13 protein-coding genes and 1 pseudogene are annotated in these 15940 nt (G+C 68.9%); 5 read left to right on the forward strand and 9 right to left on the reverse strand.

From position 1 onward, the window contains the following. Positions 1-96 precede the first annotated feature (96 nt). Positions 97-344, reverse strand: a pseudogene (locus P3G67_RS36390) (IS630 family transposase); the annotation flags it as partial. 312 nt (positions 345-656) lie between these two features. Between P3G67_RS36390 and P3G67_RS31300 the strand changes: the two are divergent. After that, entirely contained in the window at positions 657-1253 is a 597-nt protein-coding gene (locus tag P3G67_RS31300) for a class I SAM-dependent methyltransferase (RefSeq protein ID WP_276096510.1), read from the forward strand. A gap of 74 nt (positions 1254-1327) precedes the next feature. Here the strand turns inward: P3G67_RS31300 and P3G67_RS31305 are convergent, their stop codons facing one another. Next, positions 1328-2257 carry a LysR family transcriptional regulator gene (locus P3G67_RS31305; RefSeq protein WP_276096511.1) on the reverse strand — a complete coding sequence of 310 codons (930 nt, stop codon included), beginning with the start codon at positions 2255-2257 and terminating at the stop codon, positions 1328-1330. Between the two features lie 143 nt (positions 2258-2400). On the opposite strand from P3G67_RS31305, the gene P3G67_RS31310 reads away from it, so the two are divergent. After that, the gene (locus P3G67_RS31310) at positions 2401-3456 is read left to right on the forward strand and encodes a YncE family protein (RefSeq protein ID WP_276096512.1); all 1056 of its coding nucleotides are present in this window, start codon (positions 2401-2403) and stop codon (positions 3454-3456) included. Positions 3457-3660: 204 nt separating this feature from the next. Next, entirely contained in the window at positions 3661-4545 is an 885-nt protein-coding gene (locus tag P3G67_RS31315) for an NAD(P)H-binding protein (RefSeq protein WP_276096513.1), read from the forward strand. Between the two features lie 261 nt (positions 4546-4806). On the opposite strand, the gene P3G67_RS31320 is transcribed toward P3G67_RS31315, so the two are convergent. After that, on the reverse strand, positions 4807-5286 hold the full coding sequence (locus tag P3G67_RS31320) for a DUF2000 domain-containing protein (protein WP_276096514.1): 480 nt from the start codon (positions 5284-5286) through the stop codon (positions 4807-4809). 49 nt (positions 5287-5335) lie between these two features. Here P3G67_RS31320 and P3G67_RS31325 point away from each other — a divergent pair, with 49 nt between their 5' ends. After that, positions 5336-6139: a helix-turn-helix transcriptional regulator gene (locus P3G67_RS31325; RefSeq protein WP_276096515.1), complete on the forward strand. Its 804-nt coding sequence runs from the start codon at positions 5336-5338 to the stop codon at positions 6137-6139. A gap of 45 nt (positions 6140-6184) precedes the next feature. On the opposite strand, the gene P3G67_RS31330 is transcribed toward P3G67_RS31325, so the two are convergent. From P3G67_RS31330 to P3G67_RS31355, 6 genes are all read right to left on the reverse strand, one after another. Further along, positions 6185-6811 carry a hypothetical protein gene (locus P3G67_RS31330; RefSeq protein WP_269854681.1) on the reverse strand — a complete coding sequence of 209 codons (627 nt, stop codon included), beginning with the start codon at positions 6809-6811 and terminating at the stop codon, positions 6185-6187. Positions 6812-6842: 31 nt separating this feature from the next. Next, a complete protein-coding gene (locus tag P3G67_RS31335) occupies positions 6843-8282 on the reverse strand; it encodes an alkaline phosphatase family protein (protein ID WP_276096516.1) in 1440 nt (479 codons plus the stop codon). Between the two features lie 250 nt (positions 8283-8532). Beyond that, entirely contained in the window at positions 8533-9717 is a 1185-nt protein-coding gene (locus P3G67_RS31340; RefSeq protein WP_276096517.1) for an ABC transporter substrate-binding protein, read from the reverse strand. Then, a complete protein-coding gene (locus tag P3G67_RS31345) occupies positions 9714-12551 on the reverse strand; it encodes a SpoIIE family protein phosphatase/ATP-binding protein (RefSeq protein ID WP_276096518.1) in 2838 nt (945 codons plus the stop codon). The genes P3G67_RS31340 and P3G67_RS31345 overlap by 4 nt, the downstream gene beginning before the upstream one ends. A gap of 302 nt (positions 12552-12853) precedes the next feature. Further along, on the reverse strand, positions 12854-13303 hold the full coding sequence (locus P3G67_RS31350) for a DUF1634 domain-containing protein (RefSeq protein ID WP_276096519.1): 450 nt from the start codon (positions 13301-13303) through the stop codon (positions 12854-12856). Then, the gene (locus P3G67_RS31355; RefSeq protein WP_276096520.1) at positions 13296-14204 is read right to left on the reverse strand and encodes a sulfite exporter TauE/SafE family protein; all 909 of its coding nucleotides are present in this window, start codon (positions 14202-14204) and stop codon (positions 13296-13298) included. The genes P3G67_RS31350 and P3G67_RS31355 overlap by 8 nt, the downstream gene beginning before the upstream one ends. Positions 14205-14720: 516 nt before the next feature. Here P3G67_RS31355 and P3G67_RS31360 point away from each other — a divergent pair. After that, a complete protein-coding gene (locus tag P3G67_RS31360) occupies positions 14721-15920 on the forward strand; it encodes an acyl-CoA dehydrogenase family protein (protein WP_276096521.1) in 1200 nt (399 codons plus the stop codon). Positions 15921-15940 lie beyond the last annotated feature (20 nt).

The following is a 15940-nucleotide window of genomic DNA, read 5'->3' on the forward strand; positions in this document are numbered from 1 at the left end:
TGGCCTGCTGATCAGAACGGCAAGAGCCGTGTAACGGGCGACTGTTACGCACGGTTCTGTGAGAGCCGAGGGGTGAGAATCCCCTCGGCTACTCGGCAGCACGATGGGGCCTCCGAGCTGCTGGTGAACCGCGTCCAGCAAGACGGCGAAGTCCTTCTCCCGAAAACCTTTCCGCTCGCCCTTACGGCCATGGTGCACCAGCGTCCGGAAGATGAGCCGGGTGCGATGACCGCGCCTGCGACACACCACGCCGACGAGATACGCCCCGAGCCCGAGGCCCGGACGGAGACGCAGGGCGTGTGACCACGCCGGGACCAGGTCCGTGCCTTCGGCGGCCGGAGCACCGCAGGCGGCGCTGTTGCCCGACCGCTATTCGCCGAAGCTGCTATGGCAGTTCCTGCGGCGGCACTTGGACGCTCTCAAGTTGGGCGGCTGACCTCTGGAAACGCGCTGTCCCGAAACGGGAATCGACTGACGCGCGCTTAGCAGCCAGGATAGGAAAGGCTCAGTATGTACGCCCCCGGGGCGTCGACACACTGTGGCTGGCCGTTCGGCGATAGACAAAGCATGTGACGGCTGGCAGTGACCCGAAAGCGGCGACCTTCATGGGACTCGTTCGCACTGTATGTGACAGGATCCATCGTGGGCTGTTCCACATGCCTTCCCTGCTTCCTCCGGAGCAGCAGGGAAGGCTCTTGCGGGCCTGTTTCGAGCACAAGCACAGACGACCCGATCCGTGGGGCCACGCGGTGGATCCCTACGAGGCGTTCAAGTATGCGCAGACCCTTGCTTGTGTGCCCCGGCGACAGTACCGGCGGATCGTGGACATCGGTTGCAGCGAGGGGACTTTCACCCATCTCGTGGCCGAGGCCCATCCAGCCGCGGACGTTTTGGGCGTCGACATCTCCGAGCGTGCGCTCACTCGGGCGCGAAGCCGCGCCACAGCGGCTGGCCGCGAGATCACGTTCGAAGCCCTGGATGTCCTCACCCATAGTCCTCGCCATAGGTTCGATCTTGCTTTCTGCTGCGAACTGCTCTATTACCTGGGCAGAAATGACCGACTGTCGTTGGGTTGCGCGCGGATCGCCGCGCTGCTCGCTCCGGGGGGAATGCTGGTGCTCGTTCATCCATGGCCGGAGTCCCGCGGGTTGTACCGGCCCTTCGATGACAACACGGCGCTCATCCTGCATTCCGAGCAGGTTTGGACGACATCGCATCGTCCGTTCGCTGTGACCGTATACGAACGCACTTGACGCCGCATGACGTCCTGGATCAGGAGTGGCTCGGCTTGAGCAGCGACGGCGGCAGGCCGTGGCCGCCCTCGTCCCTACAGTGTTGTGCTCCCCTGGGAGTTGCCGTTTCCCGTCCCTGGCGGGGCCAGGACCGCGGCTGCCAAGTGGTCGCGGAACCAACGGTGCCCCGGATCGGTCGAGTTGCGGGGATGCCAGGCCATTCCGAGGTCGAGTGGTGCCAGGTCGAGGGGTACGGGGAAGGTACGCAGCCCCAACGCGGAGATGGTGTCGGGGAGCCAGTCGGCCAGGCTCAGCGCAACGAGGTTGCTGTCCCGGGCGAGCATCATCGCGCTCGTATGGCTGGGTACGACGACCGCGATGCGGCGCCGCAGCCCGAGTTCCGCGAGCGCGCCGTCGATGGGCCCCAGGCGCTTGCCGAGTCGGGAGATGCCGATGTGGTCGGCCGCGGCGAAACGGCGGGCGTCGATCCGCCCGTCGAAGAGGGGATGACCGCTGCGGGCGATGCCGACCAGCCTCATCCGGGTGAGCCGCCGGGTCCGGATCTCCGGGTCCAGATTTCCGAGGACGCCGAGTTCGACGTCCACCCAGCCCTGACGCAGCCCGGGGCCGCCCTCCACCGCCTCCGGCAGGAAGACGACGTCCACGTGCGGGGCCTCCGTGTGTATCCGCTCGGTCAAGGTCCCGGCCAGCCCCACCAGGAGCAGGTCGGTGGCCTGCACAGTGAAGGTGCGCTGGAGATGCACGGCATCGAAACCAGCGCCGGGCCGCAAGACGTTGTCGCAGCCGCGCAGCAACTCGCTGACCTCCTCACGGAGTTCCAGGGCTCGCGGGGTCGGGACCATCCCCTGGCCCGCGCGGACCAGTAGAGGGTCGCCGACGGCGCGGCGGAGCCGGGCCAGGGTACGGCTGGCGGCTGCGGGCGACGTGCCGAGTCGCTCCGCGGCGCGGGTCACGCTGTTCTCCTGGAGCAGGGCGTCCAGGGCGCGCAGCAGGTTGAGGTCCAATTGATGCTCCTGAGCTGCAATTTTGCGTATGAGTCAATTATTGGGTGCCGATCTTTGCATTGTCGCGGAATCCGCTTGCGCGGAGAGTGGGGACGTCCGCGATGACGCGTGGCACCTCGTTCGCCCCGTTGAAGGAGCACGCTGTGCAGCAGTCCCCCCGCGCCGGTCGAGAAGGCGATGTTCTGGCCGTTGTCAGTCAGAGCGGGCCGACGGTCTCGTTCTTCGACGCCGCCTCCGACCGCCACCTCGGTACGGTGCAAGTCCTCGCAGAGCCGCACGAGTTGTGCTTCGACCCGACGCAGCGACTGCTGTGGTGCACAACGGCGTATCACTCGGGCTATTACCACGCGAACAGCGGCCGACGCACCGAGCTGACCGTGATCGACCCTGACTCGCGCCGCATCGTCGAGGTCGTCGACCTCGCCCCGGAACACGGGCCGCACGGGCTGGCGTTGGACACGGCGCGTCGTCGCCTCTACGTCAGCGTGGAGGGTTTGGCGGATCGGCCCGGCGGTGTCGTGGTGATCGACACGCAGACCCGTCGGCTCGTGGGCCGGATCGACACGGACGCGCCCGGCCCGCACTGGTTCGCCATCGATCCGGCGGGAAGGACGGGTTACGCCACCAACAAGGAGGCGCCGTTCGTGTCGGTCGTCGACCTCGAACGCGGAACGCTCACCGCGAAGGTCGAGGTGCCGGGCAGCGAGGGACTCGCCGTCTCCGACGACGGCACGCACGCCTTTGTCGCCTCGCCTTACGGGGGTTCCTTCTCCGCCACCGACGAGGATCGGCCGACCACCGGGATCCGGGTCATCGACGCCCGGACGGCGTCCGTCGTCGACACGCTGCCCACGAAGGACATCGTCCTGCCAGTGCACCTGACGTCGACGGGAAAGGTGCTCGCGGGCGAAGTGCCCATGGAATCCGACCCGGTGTCCCGACTCGGCCGCCACGCGCCGGGTCGCCTCACGGTTTTCTCCGCTGACACCCGCGAGCAACTGGGCCGGATCGAGGTGGGTCTCTGCCCGCTGACCATCACCTCGTCGCCCGACGGCCGGATCGCCTATGTGGCCTGTGTCGCCTCGTCCACCGTCGACATCGTCGACCTGGAGACTGTGCGGGGCCTGGCCCGGCTGGACATCGCCAAGCTCGGCGAGCCCGGCGCCCACGGCCTGGCCTACATCCCGCGCCCAGCCTGACCTCCCGGTCCAGCACTCAGTCACTGCCGCCCTGCGACATGCGGCGAGCGTCCCGACTCCGGCCGTTCGCGCGCACCTCCCGCACGGCATTCGCGACGCGTTCACCAGCAACACCAGCGTCGGAGTCGGCGTCGGGTCGTGCCGCTTCCGATCATGACCGCCGCTGCGGCCCACCAACACCTCAAGGAATGGAAAAGGACAGACATGATCGTCATCACCGCGCCCACCAGCGCCATCGGCCGCCTGCTCGTCGATGAACTGCTCGATCGCGGGGCGGCCCTGCGCCTCGTCGCCCGTGACCCCTCGCGGCTGGCCCCCGAGGTGCGTGAGCGGACCGAGGTTGTGGAGGGCTCGCACGGCGACGCGGCCGTCATCGACCGGGCGTGTGACGGCGCTGAGGCCGTCTTCTGGCTCGCGCCGGACGATCCGGCCGCACCGAGCGCCGAAGCCTCCTACGTCGACTTCACTCGCCCCGCGTGCGACGCGTTCACACGCCACGGCGTCAAGCGCGTCGTGGGCATCTCCGCGCTGGGCCGCGGGACGCCGATGGCCGACAGCGCCGGCCTGGTCACCGCGTCGCTGGCGATGAACGACCTGATCGCCGCCTCGGGCGTCGCCTACCGGGCGGTGGCATGCCCGTCATTCATGCACAACCTGCTCCACCAGGTCGGCGCGATCAAGGAACAGGGCATGTTCTTCATGATGATCGACCCGGACCTGAAGAGTCCCACCGTCGCCACCCGTGACATCGCCGCCACCGCCGCACGGCTGCTGCTCGACGGCTCATGGGAGGGGTCCGGCCAGGTCCCCTGCCTCGGGCCCGAGGACCTGTCACCCAACGAGATGGCGCGGATCATCTCCGAGGTCCTCGGCACCGAGATCGGCTACCGGCAGATTCCGGGAGCGGCGTTCAAGGAGCGCATGACCGGCTTCGGTATGACCGACGGAATGGCGCAGGCGATGGTCGACATGTTCGACGCCAAGAACAAGGGCCTCGACAAGGCCGAGCCGCGCACCGCGGAGTCGACGACCCCGACGACGTTCCGGCAGTGGTGTGAGGAGGTCCTCAAGCCGGCCGTCACGGCCTGAGTCCGCAGCCCAACGATTTGCCCACCAGTCACTTCGCGCCTGCGTCTCTCGCTGGCGCGGAGTGACCGGTGGGCGTTGGCAGGCGGTGGGGCGAGTGACCAGCCGCCGGATCTCCGTCAGACCAGCACCGCAGATCACGCAGCGGCTGCGAACTCCGTTGCGGCCTGGGGCCGGTGGGATGTGCGGCACGGCATCTGGACGTCGCCGAGGAAGGGGCCCAGCACGGGCCTGCGGGCCCATTTGGCTACACCATTTCGCTGCTCAGGGGTGCATGCGCGCGCCTTTGAGTACCTTGTCCACCGCGTTGCGCGGCCCGTAGACGGCCATCCCCACCAGATCGAGTTGGTCCCTGCCCACGGCCCGTACGGCTGCCCGGTTGTCCCGGTCGTTGCCCGTGCTGAACAGGTCCGAGGTGAACACAGCGGTCTGCAGTGAGCGGGACAGCGCACGACGGTGCGCGGTGGTCAGCATCTCCTTCGTGCCCTCGAAGACCAGCACGGGCTGGCGGATCATCGGCAGATACGCGGTGTCGTCGGCGTCCGCGTACGGCTCGCCGATCACCTCGGGCGACGCCGTACCCAGCCCGCTGACCACGAAGGCGGTGACGTTCAGCCGCTGCCAGGGCTCCAAGTCGTCGCGCAGCAGGACGGCGATCTTCGTATCGAAGCGAACAGGCGCACTCTGTGTTCCGGCACCGTTCCCGACCCCGGCCCACGTCTCGTTCTCATCCCTCGTTCTCATGCTGTGAGACTGCAGGCCGCGTGCCTTCGCCGTCTTGTACGTTCTTTGCGTGACAGGCTGGCAGGAGATATCTGCTTGGCGCCCGTCGGTCCCGGGCGTCACGGAGGTGTTCCACGCTCACTTCACCGAGCACGCGTACCCCATGCACGTCCACGACGCATGGACGCTGCTGATCGTCGACGACGGTGCCGTCCGCTACGACCTGGACCGCCACGAGCGCGGCACCCCGAACGACACCGTCAGCCTGCTCCCGCCGCAGGTTCCGCACAACGGCTCGCCCGCCACCGCTCAGGGCTTCCGCAAGCGAGTGCTCTACCTCGACATGACGCAGCTGGACGAGAGCTTCATCGGGGCGGCGGTCGACGGTCCGGACCTCGCTGACCCCGTGCTGCGCAGGCGCGTGGGACAGTTGCACGCAGCCCTCGCCAACCGCGGGGACGAACTTGAGGCGGAGAGCCGTCTGGCGCTCATCAGCCAGCGACTGCGCGAGTGCCTGCGCCCGAGGCTGGCCGTCGGCGGCCCGCTGCCCGACCGCGGAGTCGCCCGGGACCTGCGTGACGTACTGGACGAGCGACTGCTTGACGGCATCACTTTGGCGGAGGCCGGGCGGCTGCTCCACGCCCATCCCACGCATCTCGTACGTGCCTTCGGCGCCGCGTTCGGCATCGCACCCCACCAATACGTGACGTCCCGCCGCGTCGACCTCGCCCGCCGTCTGCTCCTCGACGGACGGCCCGCGGGCGAGGTGGCGTCCGCCGCCGGCTTCTACGACCAGTCCCACCTCACTCGGCATTTCAAGCGGGTCCTGGGCATCACACCGAGCCGGTACGCCCGTACTGCTGCGGCCGGTTGACGAGCGTTCGTCGCCGGCGCAGCAGGGCTGAGCGGAGGTCGGCCGTCAGTCGAGTTCGATGTTGAAGTCCCAGATCGCCACGACCTTGCCGTCGTGGCGCCAGGTCAGCTGTGCGGCGCCGGAGTGGTACGTGCCCGACAGCACCAGGTTCGCGGACTTCCCCGAGGCGGCGGTGACGGCTGTGGGGCCGGTGGGTGTGAGGGAGATGTCCTTGCCCTGCTCGTCGCGGGAGGAGAAGTCGCCGGCCTTGACGGTGAGCGGCCCGGTGGCCTGGCTGACGGTTACGGTGATCGTCCCCTTCGCGTGGTCGAGCACCTTGCCGCTCGCTGACGGAAGGTCCTCGACCGGCCCGCTCGCCACCACCAGGGCGGTGACGCCGGGCAGTTGGGCGCGGATGGGTGCACCCATCGCCACCAGTTGCAGATGGTGTTCATCGGCCGTCGGAGTGGCCTGCCCGGCGGGCTGCGACGGGATCGGCACTGCGCCCAGACGGTGGACGGTGCTGGCCGCGTCGCCGTTGCCGTCGGTGGACGAGGGGTGGCTGGCACAGCCCGCCAGCAGCGCCAGCACGGCGCAGGCCGGAAGGGCCAGGCGCGGGAGGGGGAGAGCGCGCCGGAGGCCGGGCCGACCGAGGTCGGCCCGGCGAGGCGCCGCGATGCGCGCAGCGTTCATCAGTTGCGTGGTCCTTGCGGGGATCGGTCGGTCAGTGCCCGGCGGGTGACGGGTTGACGATCGGGTGTTCCGCCTCATGGCTGCTGGCCACGGCGGGGTAGACGACGCTACCCGAGGCGGCGGGAGGCAGGGCGCGACCGGAGGGGTTGTTGTAGACATCGGCGCCGAAGGAGCGCAGGCCGTCGGCGCCGGCGTAGCCGAGGTGGCCGTGGCCGTCGGTGCCGCCGTGGTCGATGCCGAAGAGGTCTTCCATGCTGCGCAGCCAGCTGTAGTGGTTGTAGGGCTGGTCGCTGACGGACCCTGGCTTGATGAACCGGGAGATGAGCACGGAGCCGGTGATGCCGCCGCCGGGCGTGGTGTCCTGCCCGAACGCCTGGAAGCCGGGCTGGGTGGTGTTGGGGCCGGGCAGCTCGTTGCAGCACGCGACGATCGACTGGGAGGTGTCCGTCGGTGTGTTGAGCGACTTGTCGGCGTTGCCGGTGTAGTCGGCGATGGAGTTGCCGTACATCTTGTAGGGCGGGAAAGCCTCATCGAAGACGATCTGGATCATGCCGTCGTGCTGGAAGGCGGGCGAGGACATGATCTGCGGGATGACCTTCTCCAGGAACAAGTCCGAGGCGTACAGGCCGCCTTGGTGGTTGTTCGGGTCACCGGAGAGGTTGTCGCCCTTGCAGGTGGCGTCGTGCGCGTCGGAGCAGTTGTCCGGAGTGATCCAGGAGAACCTGGGTGTGGTGGCCTCGTGCTTGAGGTCCTGGACGAGGCTGTTCTCCGCGCGGTGGCCCTTGGTGGCGGGCAGTCCGTTCAGCGGGACGACGTTCGCGCAGTCCTTGGGGTTGTCGAAGACCGAGTGGAACCAGGCGGCCGGGTTGTGCTTGGGCACGTACTGGTCGCTGGCGGTGGCGCTGCCGGGGTCGGGGACACCGGCGCCGGACGGGTTGCCGGGGATGCCGCACTGGTAGGCGTTCTCCCTGGTGGGGTTCTTGCCCATGTCCTGGGCGTAGACCTTCCAGGGCACGTGCTTGTCGTCGAGCTGGTTGAACAGCGTCTTGACCGATTTGGGGTAGACGCAGCCGGAGGAGGCGAGCGTCTGGCCGTCCGCGGCGGGGGTGCCGGGAGTGACGTTCTTGTACTGCGGACAGTCGTTCTGGTTGTCCGGAGCCGGTGCCTGGCCGGAGACCAGGCTGATGTAGTTGTCCAGGCTGTAGTGGCCGGTGCCGTAGTACTGGCGCAGCAACTCCCCGTATCTGGGGAGTGTCTTCCACAGGTAGCTGTTCTGGTTCAGGCCGGTGAACGTCGACTCGTAGGACTTGTTCTCCAGGATGATCGTCCACACGTGGCCGATCTTGTGGGCCGTGGGCCGGTTGTCTTCCTGGGCCGAAGCCGAAGCCGGGGCCAATGTGGCCGCCGCCATCGTCAACGCCACCCCGGCGGCCAGGCGTTGCCACCGGCGGCCGAGCGCGAACCCTGCCATAACGCTCCTTCAACATGACCGAGCGGCGAAGGCACTCTTCGCCGACCTCATGCACTCTGCACCAACGTCGGGACATACAACCAAGGTTCGAACGAACATTCAGGTAACCGAAAGATAAACAAAAGGTGACGTGGTGTCGAGGATGTGATGCGGTTGGTCCGCAGACCAAGTACCCGCCGCAGACGCGAGATTGGCCTCGGCGCCCATGGCCTACTGTCGCCAACTGGTCGGCGCAGCTGGTGGAGGCCGGTCAGAACTCGGGCCGCCCCGTGAGCACTTCGCGGCCCGGTGGACTCTCGCCCGGGACCGCCTTCGGCCAGCCCTGGTCGACCGCCTTCCGCGCCTTCTCCAGCTGCGCGTCCGTCGGAAACTCGGGCGTCCCCTCCACCGTCGGCAGTTTCGCGGCGGCCGCCTTGTCCAGGGTGCCGTTCTTCGCCATCGCCGCCATCAGCACCGGGCGTGCGTAGCCGCGCAGTCGCAGGTTCTGGCCCTCGGGGCTGAAGAGGTATTCCTCCCACAGCCGTGCGGCGGCCGGGTGCGGGGCGTTCTTGTTGACTGCCTGCGCGTAGTACTGGGCGAAGCTGCCGTCGAAGGGGATGGAGACCTGCCAGTCGACGCCCCTGCCGCGGAGCTGGTCGGTGTAGCCGAGGTTGACGTAGTCCCAGTTGATGGCGATGGGAGTCCGGCCGTTGTCGACCGTGGCCGAGGTGGACGGCACGGGGTTGAGGTTGCCGATCCTGTTCAGCTTGGCGAAGAAGTCGAGACCGGGCTGGATGTTGTCGAACGACCCGTTGTTCGCCAAGGCGGCGGCATAGACGCTGGCGAAAGCGGTACCGGAGCGGGTCGGATTGCCTTCCAGCGCGACCTTGCCCCTGTACTCGGGACTCAGGAGCTCGGCGAAGGTCTGGGGGCAGGGCCTGACACGCCTCGCATCGCAACCGATGGAGATGTAGCCCCCGTAGTTGTTGTACCAGCGAGCCCGCGGGTCCTTCTGACTGCTCGGGATCGCGTCGTACTCGGTGACCTTGTAGGGGGCGAGCAGCTTCTGCTCTGAGGCCGCCCGCGCGAACGTGTCACCCACGTCGACCACGTCGGGGGCGTCGGGCCGGCTTCCACTCCGCGCCACGGCGCCTACCTCGTCCTCGCTGTGGCCGTTCGGATCGCTGACCGTGACCTTGATGCCGTACTTCTTCTCGAAGCCGTCGATCAGGCCACCGTAGTCTGCCCAGTCGCGCGGGAGCGCGATCGTGTTGAGCCCGCCTTCCTTCCTGGCCGCGCTGATCAGTGCGGCCATGCCGCCAACGTCCGCGGCGGACGTGGCCACTGATGGCTTCTCTGGTTTGGCGGGCGGTGTGGGGCCGCAGGCGCTCAGTCCCAGGGCCGCGAGGGCGAGGCAGCCGAAGGCGGTTTCCGCTCGGACGCGAGGTGTGGTCACGACGGCTCCAGGCCGGGCAGACAGGGGCGAGCGGTTGTCACCGGTGGACGTCTGGTCGTTGATGGATCCGTCGCGTCGCGGCGTTGAGCCGCTGATGAACTCCCCTGGGGCGACTCGCCGTTGCTGTGTGTCGAGTGCTGGCCGTGCGGCCCTGTCCCGGAGTTCCCGGAGGCTGTCAGGCCGAGGTCGTCGGCCACCAGGGCGGTGCCGTTGTGGAGGGCGTGCTCGGCCCAGATGACTTTGCCGGTGGGGGTGTAGCGGGTGCCCCATCGATCGGCGAGCTGGGCGACCATGAAGAGGCCGCGGCCGCCCTCGTCAGTGGCCTGGGCGCGGCGCATGCGGGGCGAGGTGCTGCTGCCGTCGGACACCTCGCAGATGAGGGTGCGGTCGCGCAGCAGCCGGACGGTGATGGGTTCGGTGCCGTAGCGGACGGCGTTGGTGATCAGTTCGCTGAGGGTGAGTTCGGCGGCGAAGGCGATGTGCTCCAGGCCCCACTCCTCCAACTGGCGGACACAGGCGTTGCGCACCGGCGGCACCGCTGCGGGATCACGGGGCACGTCCCACTCGGCGACCTGGTTGGGGGCGAGCCGGTGGGTACGGGCCACCAGCAGCGCGACGTCATCCCTGGGTTGGGCGGGCAGCACGGCCTCCATCACCGCCGCGCAGGTGGCCTCCGGGGTGCGGTCCGGCCCGGCCAGGGCACCGCGCAGGGCCTCCAGCCCGGTGTCCAGGTCACGATCGCGGTCCTCGACGAGGCCGTCGGTGTAGAGCACCAGCCGGGAGCCCTCGGGCACGGTCAGCTCAGCGCTCTCGAAGGGCAGTCGGGCGGCCAGGCCCAGCGGCGGGTTGATGGGCACCTGGGGGAAGCCCGCGCTCCCGTCGGGGTGGACCACCGCCAACCCCGGATGGCCCGCGGTGGCGGTGACCACCTGTCCGGAGACGGGGTCGTAGACCACGTACTGGCAGGTGGCGCCGATGATCCCCGGCGCGCCCGCACCCGCGGCCTCCTCGGCATCGATCCTGGCCACCAGCTCGTCGAGACGGCCGAGCAACTCGTCGGGAGGCATGTCCAGGGCGGAGAAGTTGAGAACGGCGGTGCGCAGCCGACCCATGGTGGCCGCGGCGTGCAGGCCGTGGCCGACGACATCGCCGACCACCAGGGCCACCCGGGAGCCCGACAGCGGGATGACGTCGAACCAGTCGCCGCCGACCCCGGCATGGGCGGGAAGGTAGCGGTAGGCCACATCGAGGGCGGTCTGCGCGGGCAGTTCGCGGGGGAGCAGGCTGCGCTGCAGGGTGACGGCCATGGCGTGCTCGCGGGTGTAGCGGCGGGCGTTGTCGATGCACACCGCTGCCTGGGCGGCCAGTTCCTCGGCGACGGACACGTCCTCCTCCTCGAACCGCGGGGAGGCGTTCGCCCGCCAGAAGGCGACCGTCCCGAGCACCACTCCACGGGCCCGCAACGGGACCACGAGCAGGGAGTGGACGCCGTGGTCGAGGATCCGCTCGGCACGTTCGGGGTCCTGGGCCCGCCAGCCGTCGGAGGTGCTCAGGTTCGCCGCGAGGACCGCCCGACCGCTGACGACGCCCGCGGCGATGGGGTGGGAGGTGGAGAACCGGATCAGCTTGCCGACAGGGTAGAAGGGACCGCCCCCCTGCAGGCCCGCGGCGGCGGTCCGGCGTATCTCGGTGCCCGCACCGGGCGGCTCCTCACCCCGCAGGACGGGATCGAAGAGCTCGACGGTGGCGATGTCCGCGAACCGGGGGACCGCCACGTCCGCCAGTTCCCGCGCGGTGCGTTGCACATCCAGCGTGGTCCCGACACGTCCTCCGGCGTCGTAGAGCAGCTTCAACCGCTCACGGGCCGTCTCGGCCCTGCCGTAGAGGGCCCGCAGCTCGGTGGTGTCCCGTAGCGTCACCACACTGCCGGCCGAGCCGGCGGGTGCGGCCAGCCGCTTGCTGACCGCCAGCAGCCGGTCGGCCACCAGGTACACCTCGTCGGTGGCCGCACGGTCGGAGGTCAGCAGTTCGGCGAGGTCCGCCTCCAGTCCCAGATCGGTGATGTGGCGCTGCTCCGCGTCCGCCGGCAGTTCCAGGAGCCGTCGCGCCTCGTCGTTGGCCAGCACCAGCCGACCGTCACCCCCGATGATCAGCACCCCCTCCCGTACCGCGTGCAGGACAGCGTCGTGGTGCTCGTACATCCGGGTCATCTCAATCGGGCCCAGGCCGTGCGTCTGGCGCCGCAACCGTCGGCTCACCAGACCTGCCCCACCCGCGGCGATGACAAGGGCCCCGGCCGCGCTGCCGAACAGCACCGGCACCTGCCGGCTCACCCTGTGCTGCACCCTCTCGACCGTCAGCGGACAGGAGACGATGGCGACGACGGAGCCGTGGACGTCCTCGACGGGAACCGCCGAGACCACCGAGAGCCCCAAGGAGCCCTGGAAGGTCCTGGTGAACGGCTGCCCGGCCGCGGCCTGTGCGTAGGGGCCGATGACGCGCTTCCCGATCTGGCTCGGATCGCTGTGGGTGAGGGTGATCCCGTCCAGCTTGTACACGATGATCGCGTCGACACCGGCGGCCTTCCGGGCCGCCTCGGCGCTCGGCTGCAGCACCGCGGTGGGATCCGGGCTGGCCAGCGCCGCCAGGATCCCGGGGGAGTTCGCGAACGATTCCGCGGCGGCAAGGGTCCGGTCACGGGCGTCGGCCGTGCTGTCGTGTTGTGCCTGCACCACGAGGGCGGCCAGCGCGGCGGCGACGACCAACACCACGACCGCCGACTGCAGGAGGAACACCTGCCCGGCGAGGCTGCGCACGCCCACCAGGGAGCCCATACGGCCAAGCAGCCACCGGGCCTTCTCCTGGTGCGGTCGGCTGTGCTCCGGGTGCTTTCCACGTCTTGGATGGGGAGGCCGGCCGGGCACATGGGTTCCTTCGGACGAGCTACGCCCAAAGGGCCCGGAACCTCCGTACATAACACCATTTCTATCGCTTCTGGGTCCCGATCACAGGGCGATCGAGGCGGAGCCAGCCGTTCCGGCGGCGTAGGAGGCCGCTGTCGTTGGTGCCCGTGCGCCGTCTGGGGGACGGGACTACGCGCTACCAGACGGCGGGATGGCGCGGCGACCGCGCCGGTCTATCCAAGGAACGCGCCGCCGACCAGCAGAGCGGCGACCAGGGTGGCCACGAGGGCGTAGCGCCATTCGCCGGCCTTGAGCCAGCGGGCGACCGTGGTGATGACCCCCAGTGCGGGGGCGGTGGCGAGTGTGATCACTCCGATGCCGAGCAGTAGGGAGCCGGTTCCGCGCTGGGAACCGAGCGCGGTGAGCGGTAGGCCGCGGGCGGTGCGGTCACCGGTGGCGAGGCTGACGACCAGGCCCGTCAGGATCAGCGTCAGGGCGAGGGCGCAGACGCCGGTGAGGACGGTGGCCGTGATGCGGTTGGTCCGGCTTTCCCGCGCGATCCGCGCCCGCAGGGTTCCGGTGGCCTGGCCTGCGGAGGTGCTCGTGGACGAGTCGGCCTCAACCTCGCTGTGCGGCTGCGTGGACGCGGCAGTGAACGGCTTACGCGGTTTCGCGTCAGACATGGAGGACTCCCAAGGCGCCGAGCAGGAAGGAAAGTCCGGAAGCCAGGACGGTGGCCATGTAGACCGCTTCTATGCCCCGCACCGAGACCCTGCCGGACAGTCGCGATCCGAGGTACGAGCCGAGCGTGATGCCCAGGACGACGGGGGCTATCAGAAGCGGTTGGACGACGCCGGCCGCGTAGTAGACAACGAAGCTCGCCACAGCGGTGATGCCGATCATGAACTGGCTGGTGGCGGTCGCTACCCGAACGGGAACGTGCATCCCCGTTGTCATCGCGGGCACTTTGAGGAACCCGCCTCCGATGCCGAGCATCCCCGAGAGCATCCCGGCCACCAGCGAGGCACCAGCGCCGATGATCGGGCGTCGACCGCGGTAGCCGACGGCGGTGCCGTCGGTCTCGTCGGCGATCAGTCCGTCCAGCGCGCAGTCACCCTCGATCGCACGCAGCCCGTGCTGGGTCAGTGCGTCAGGTGGTGGCCCTGCCGGACGGGACGCGCCCACCGGTGCCGGTGTGTGTCGCGGCGCACGCCGCTTGCGCTGCCTGGTCAGTTCGGCGGAGAGGAACTGGGAGGCGCCGAAGACGGCTTCCAGGGCGGGGCGTGGGATGAAGGCGGTGACGAGGCTGCCGGTGATGCCGCCGACCGTGGTGGCCACCTCCAGGCTGAAGGCGAGCCTCTTGTGCGTCAGCCCCTGCCGTAAGTAAGTCGCGGACCCCATGGCCGAGTTGGCGATCACGGCGGCCAAGGACACCGCCACGGCCGTGCGGAAGGGTACTCCGTACCCGAGCACGAGAGCGGGGACGACGATCGCTCCTCCGCCGATTCCAGATAATGCTCCGACTCCCCCCGCTGCCACGCCCATCAGCAACAGCACGGTGAGGTTCAGCGAAGACAGTGTCATAAGCGCATGCCTTTACCTTCTTGGGAAGCTCGCCGTTTTCCGGCGAGGAAGCGTAGCGGGTTCGGCCCCGGGCCGGCCTGTCCCATATCCCGCTCGGCGGGTACCCGGTGTGAGAGATGGCCGGATATCAACGGCCGACCAACGCCCCGCCTTTGCGGGCCGTTAACGCCGAACGCCGGTGCCGGACCACGGTCGTCCAGCGGTGGCCGTCACTGCCAACTCCCCTCTCGGGTGGCCGGTGCAGGCTCCCCACCAGGGCAGACGGGTCGCTCCTTAGGGCAGGCGGGACTGAGGCGCCAGTACTGAAAGGCCTGCCGGGTTACCGGAAGTACAGGGGAGTTCGGCCCGCGACGGCAATGTCGGCACCCTCGGTTGCTGTGATGTACAGCATCCGCCGACAACCGGCCATTCAATGTGTGGTGTAACCGCAACGTAATGACCGGATGGCATGGTCTGAGTGGGACTGTTTCAGTCACCACACAACGCAACTTCGAGTTGAAAGGCCCACCCGTCACCATGTCGAACTTAGCCGCGCCCATGCCCGCCGCCGCCGTCACAATGGTCGCAGACGCCGATACCGAGGCGTTTATCCGCACGGTTTCCCGTTTCGCACAGGAACGACTGGCGCCGGTGGCCGAGGCCATCGACCGCAGCGACGACATCGGCGAGGAGTTGTTCGCGGAAATGGCCGGCCTCGGCCTGTTCGCCAACGCCTTTCGTTACGACTCCGACCAACCGCACGGCGGCGCCGAGCGCCTGTACTTCCTGCTGCGCGTCTTCGAGGAGTTGGCCCGGGTGTCGCCGACGGTCGCCAAGGCTGTCATGGACCAGAACCTCGGGCAGATCGGCATGTTGCGCGAGTACGCGCCCGAAGCGCTGCGGGACTCCTACCTCCAGCAGATCGCCGCAGGTGACAAGTACGCGGCCTTCGCGATGAGCGAGCCGCAGACCGGGTCGAACATCGCCCGGTTCAGCACCGTCGCCACCCCTGTCGACGGCGGCTTCCGGATCAACGGCCACAAGGACTGGATCACCGGTGCCGCGCACCGCCTGGTGCACTTCGTGGTGGCCAAGCCGGCAGCCGACTCCCGGCAGATCGGCCTCTTCCTCGTTGACCGCACCCTGCTCGGCCCGCAGGGCGGCACGGTGGAAATCGACGACCGCAAGCAGAAGCTCGGCCTGCGCGGCCTCGGCGAGTACCACGTCCACTACAACGATGTGTTCGTCCCGCACGAGCGGGTGGTACTCGACTTCGACCGGGGCTCGCTTCGCCGGGTGATGCGGCACTACAACGCCAAACGCCTCGGCCAGGCGGCCATTTGTATCGGCCTGTCGAAGTCCGCGTTGCGTACTGCCTTCGACTACACCAGCCAACGCCACCCGGCAGGATCCCCTCCCCATCTGACCATGCGGACCACGCTCGCCCCGCTCGTCAGCGAGGTGAAGGCGGCCGAGTCGATCACCACGTGGGCCGCCAGGGAACTGGCGGCCGGTGACGACACCGGCGCACCGAGCGCCATGGCCAAGTACGTCGCCGGTGAACTGGCGATCCGGGTCACCAACGCGGCAGCCCAGATGTGTGGTGCCAACGGGCTGTCAGACAAGTTGCCACTGGCCCGGCTGATGCGCGATGCCCGCATGCTGACGATGGCGGGTGGCGCCTCCGAGGTGCTGCGCGGCACGGTGGCCCACAACCTCGAACGGCTGCTCGCCTGAACCTCGTTGCGGGCAGACAC

Origin of the sequence: Streptomyces silvisoli, assembly GCF_029269905.1 — a bacterium.
Lineage (GTDB): Bacteria > Actinomycetota > Actinomycetes > Streptomycetales > Streptomycetaceae > Streptantibioticus_A > Streptantibioticus_A silvisoli_A.

What these genes read in the sequence shown, in the direction of transcription:
- P3G67_RS31300 (WP_276096510.1), top strand. Translation starts at nt 657, where the DNA reads ATGCCTTCCCTGCTTCCTCCGGAGCAGCAGGGAAGGCTCTTGCGGGCC.
- P3G67_RS31315 (WP_276096513.1), top strand. Translation starts at nt 3,661, where the DNA reads ATGATCGTCATCACCGCGCCCACCAGCGCCATCGGCCGCCTGCTCGTC.
- P3G67_RS31320 (WP_276096514.1), bottom strand. Translation starts at nt 5,286, where the DNA reads ATGAGAACGAGGGATGAGAACGAGACGTGGGCCGGGGTCGGGAACGGT.
- P3G67_RS31330 (WP_269854681.1), bottom strand. Translation starts at nt 6,811, where the DNA reads ATGAACGCTGCGCGCATCGCGGCGCCTCGCCGGGCCGACCTCGGTCGG.
- P3G67_RS31335 (WP_276096516.1), bottom strand. Translation starts at nt 8,282, where the DNA reads ATGGCAGGGTTCGCGCTCGGCCGCCGGTGGCAACGCCTGGCCGCCGGG.
- P3G67_RS31345 (WP_276096518.1), bottom strand. Translation starts at nt 12,551, where the DNA reads ATGGGCTCCCTGGTGGGCGTGCGCAGCCTCGCCGGGCAGGTGTTCCTC.
- P3G67_RS31350 (WP_276096519.1), bottom strand. Translation starts at nt 13,303, where the DNA reads ATGTCTGACGCGAAACCGCGTAAGCCGTTCACTGCCGCGTCCACGCAG.
- P3G67_RS31355 (WP_276096520.1), bottom strand. Translation starts at nt 14,204, where the DNA reads ATGACACTGTCTTCGCTGAACCTCACCGTGCTGTTGCTGATGGGCGTG.
- P3G67_RS31360 (WP_276096521.1), top strand. Translation starts at nt 14,721, where the DNA reads ATGTCGAACTTAGCCGCGCCCATGCCCGCCGCCGCCGTCACAATGGTC.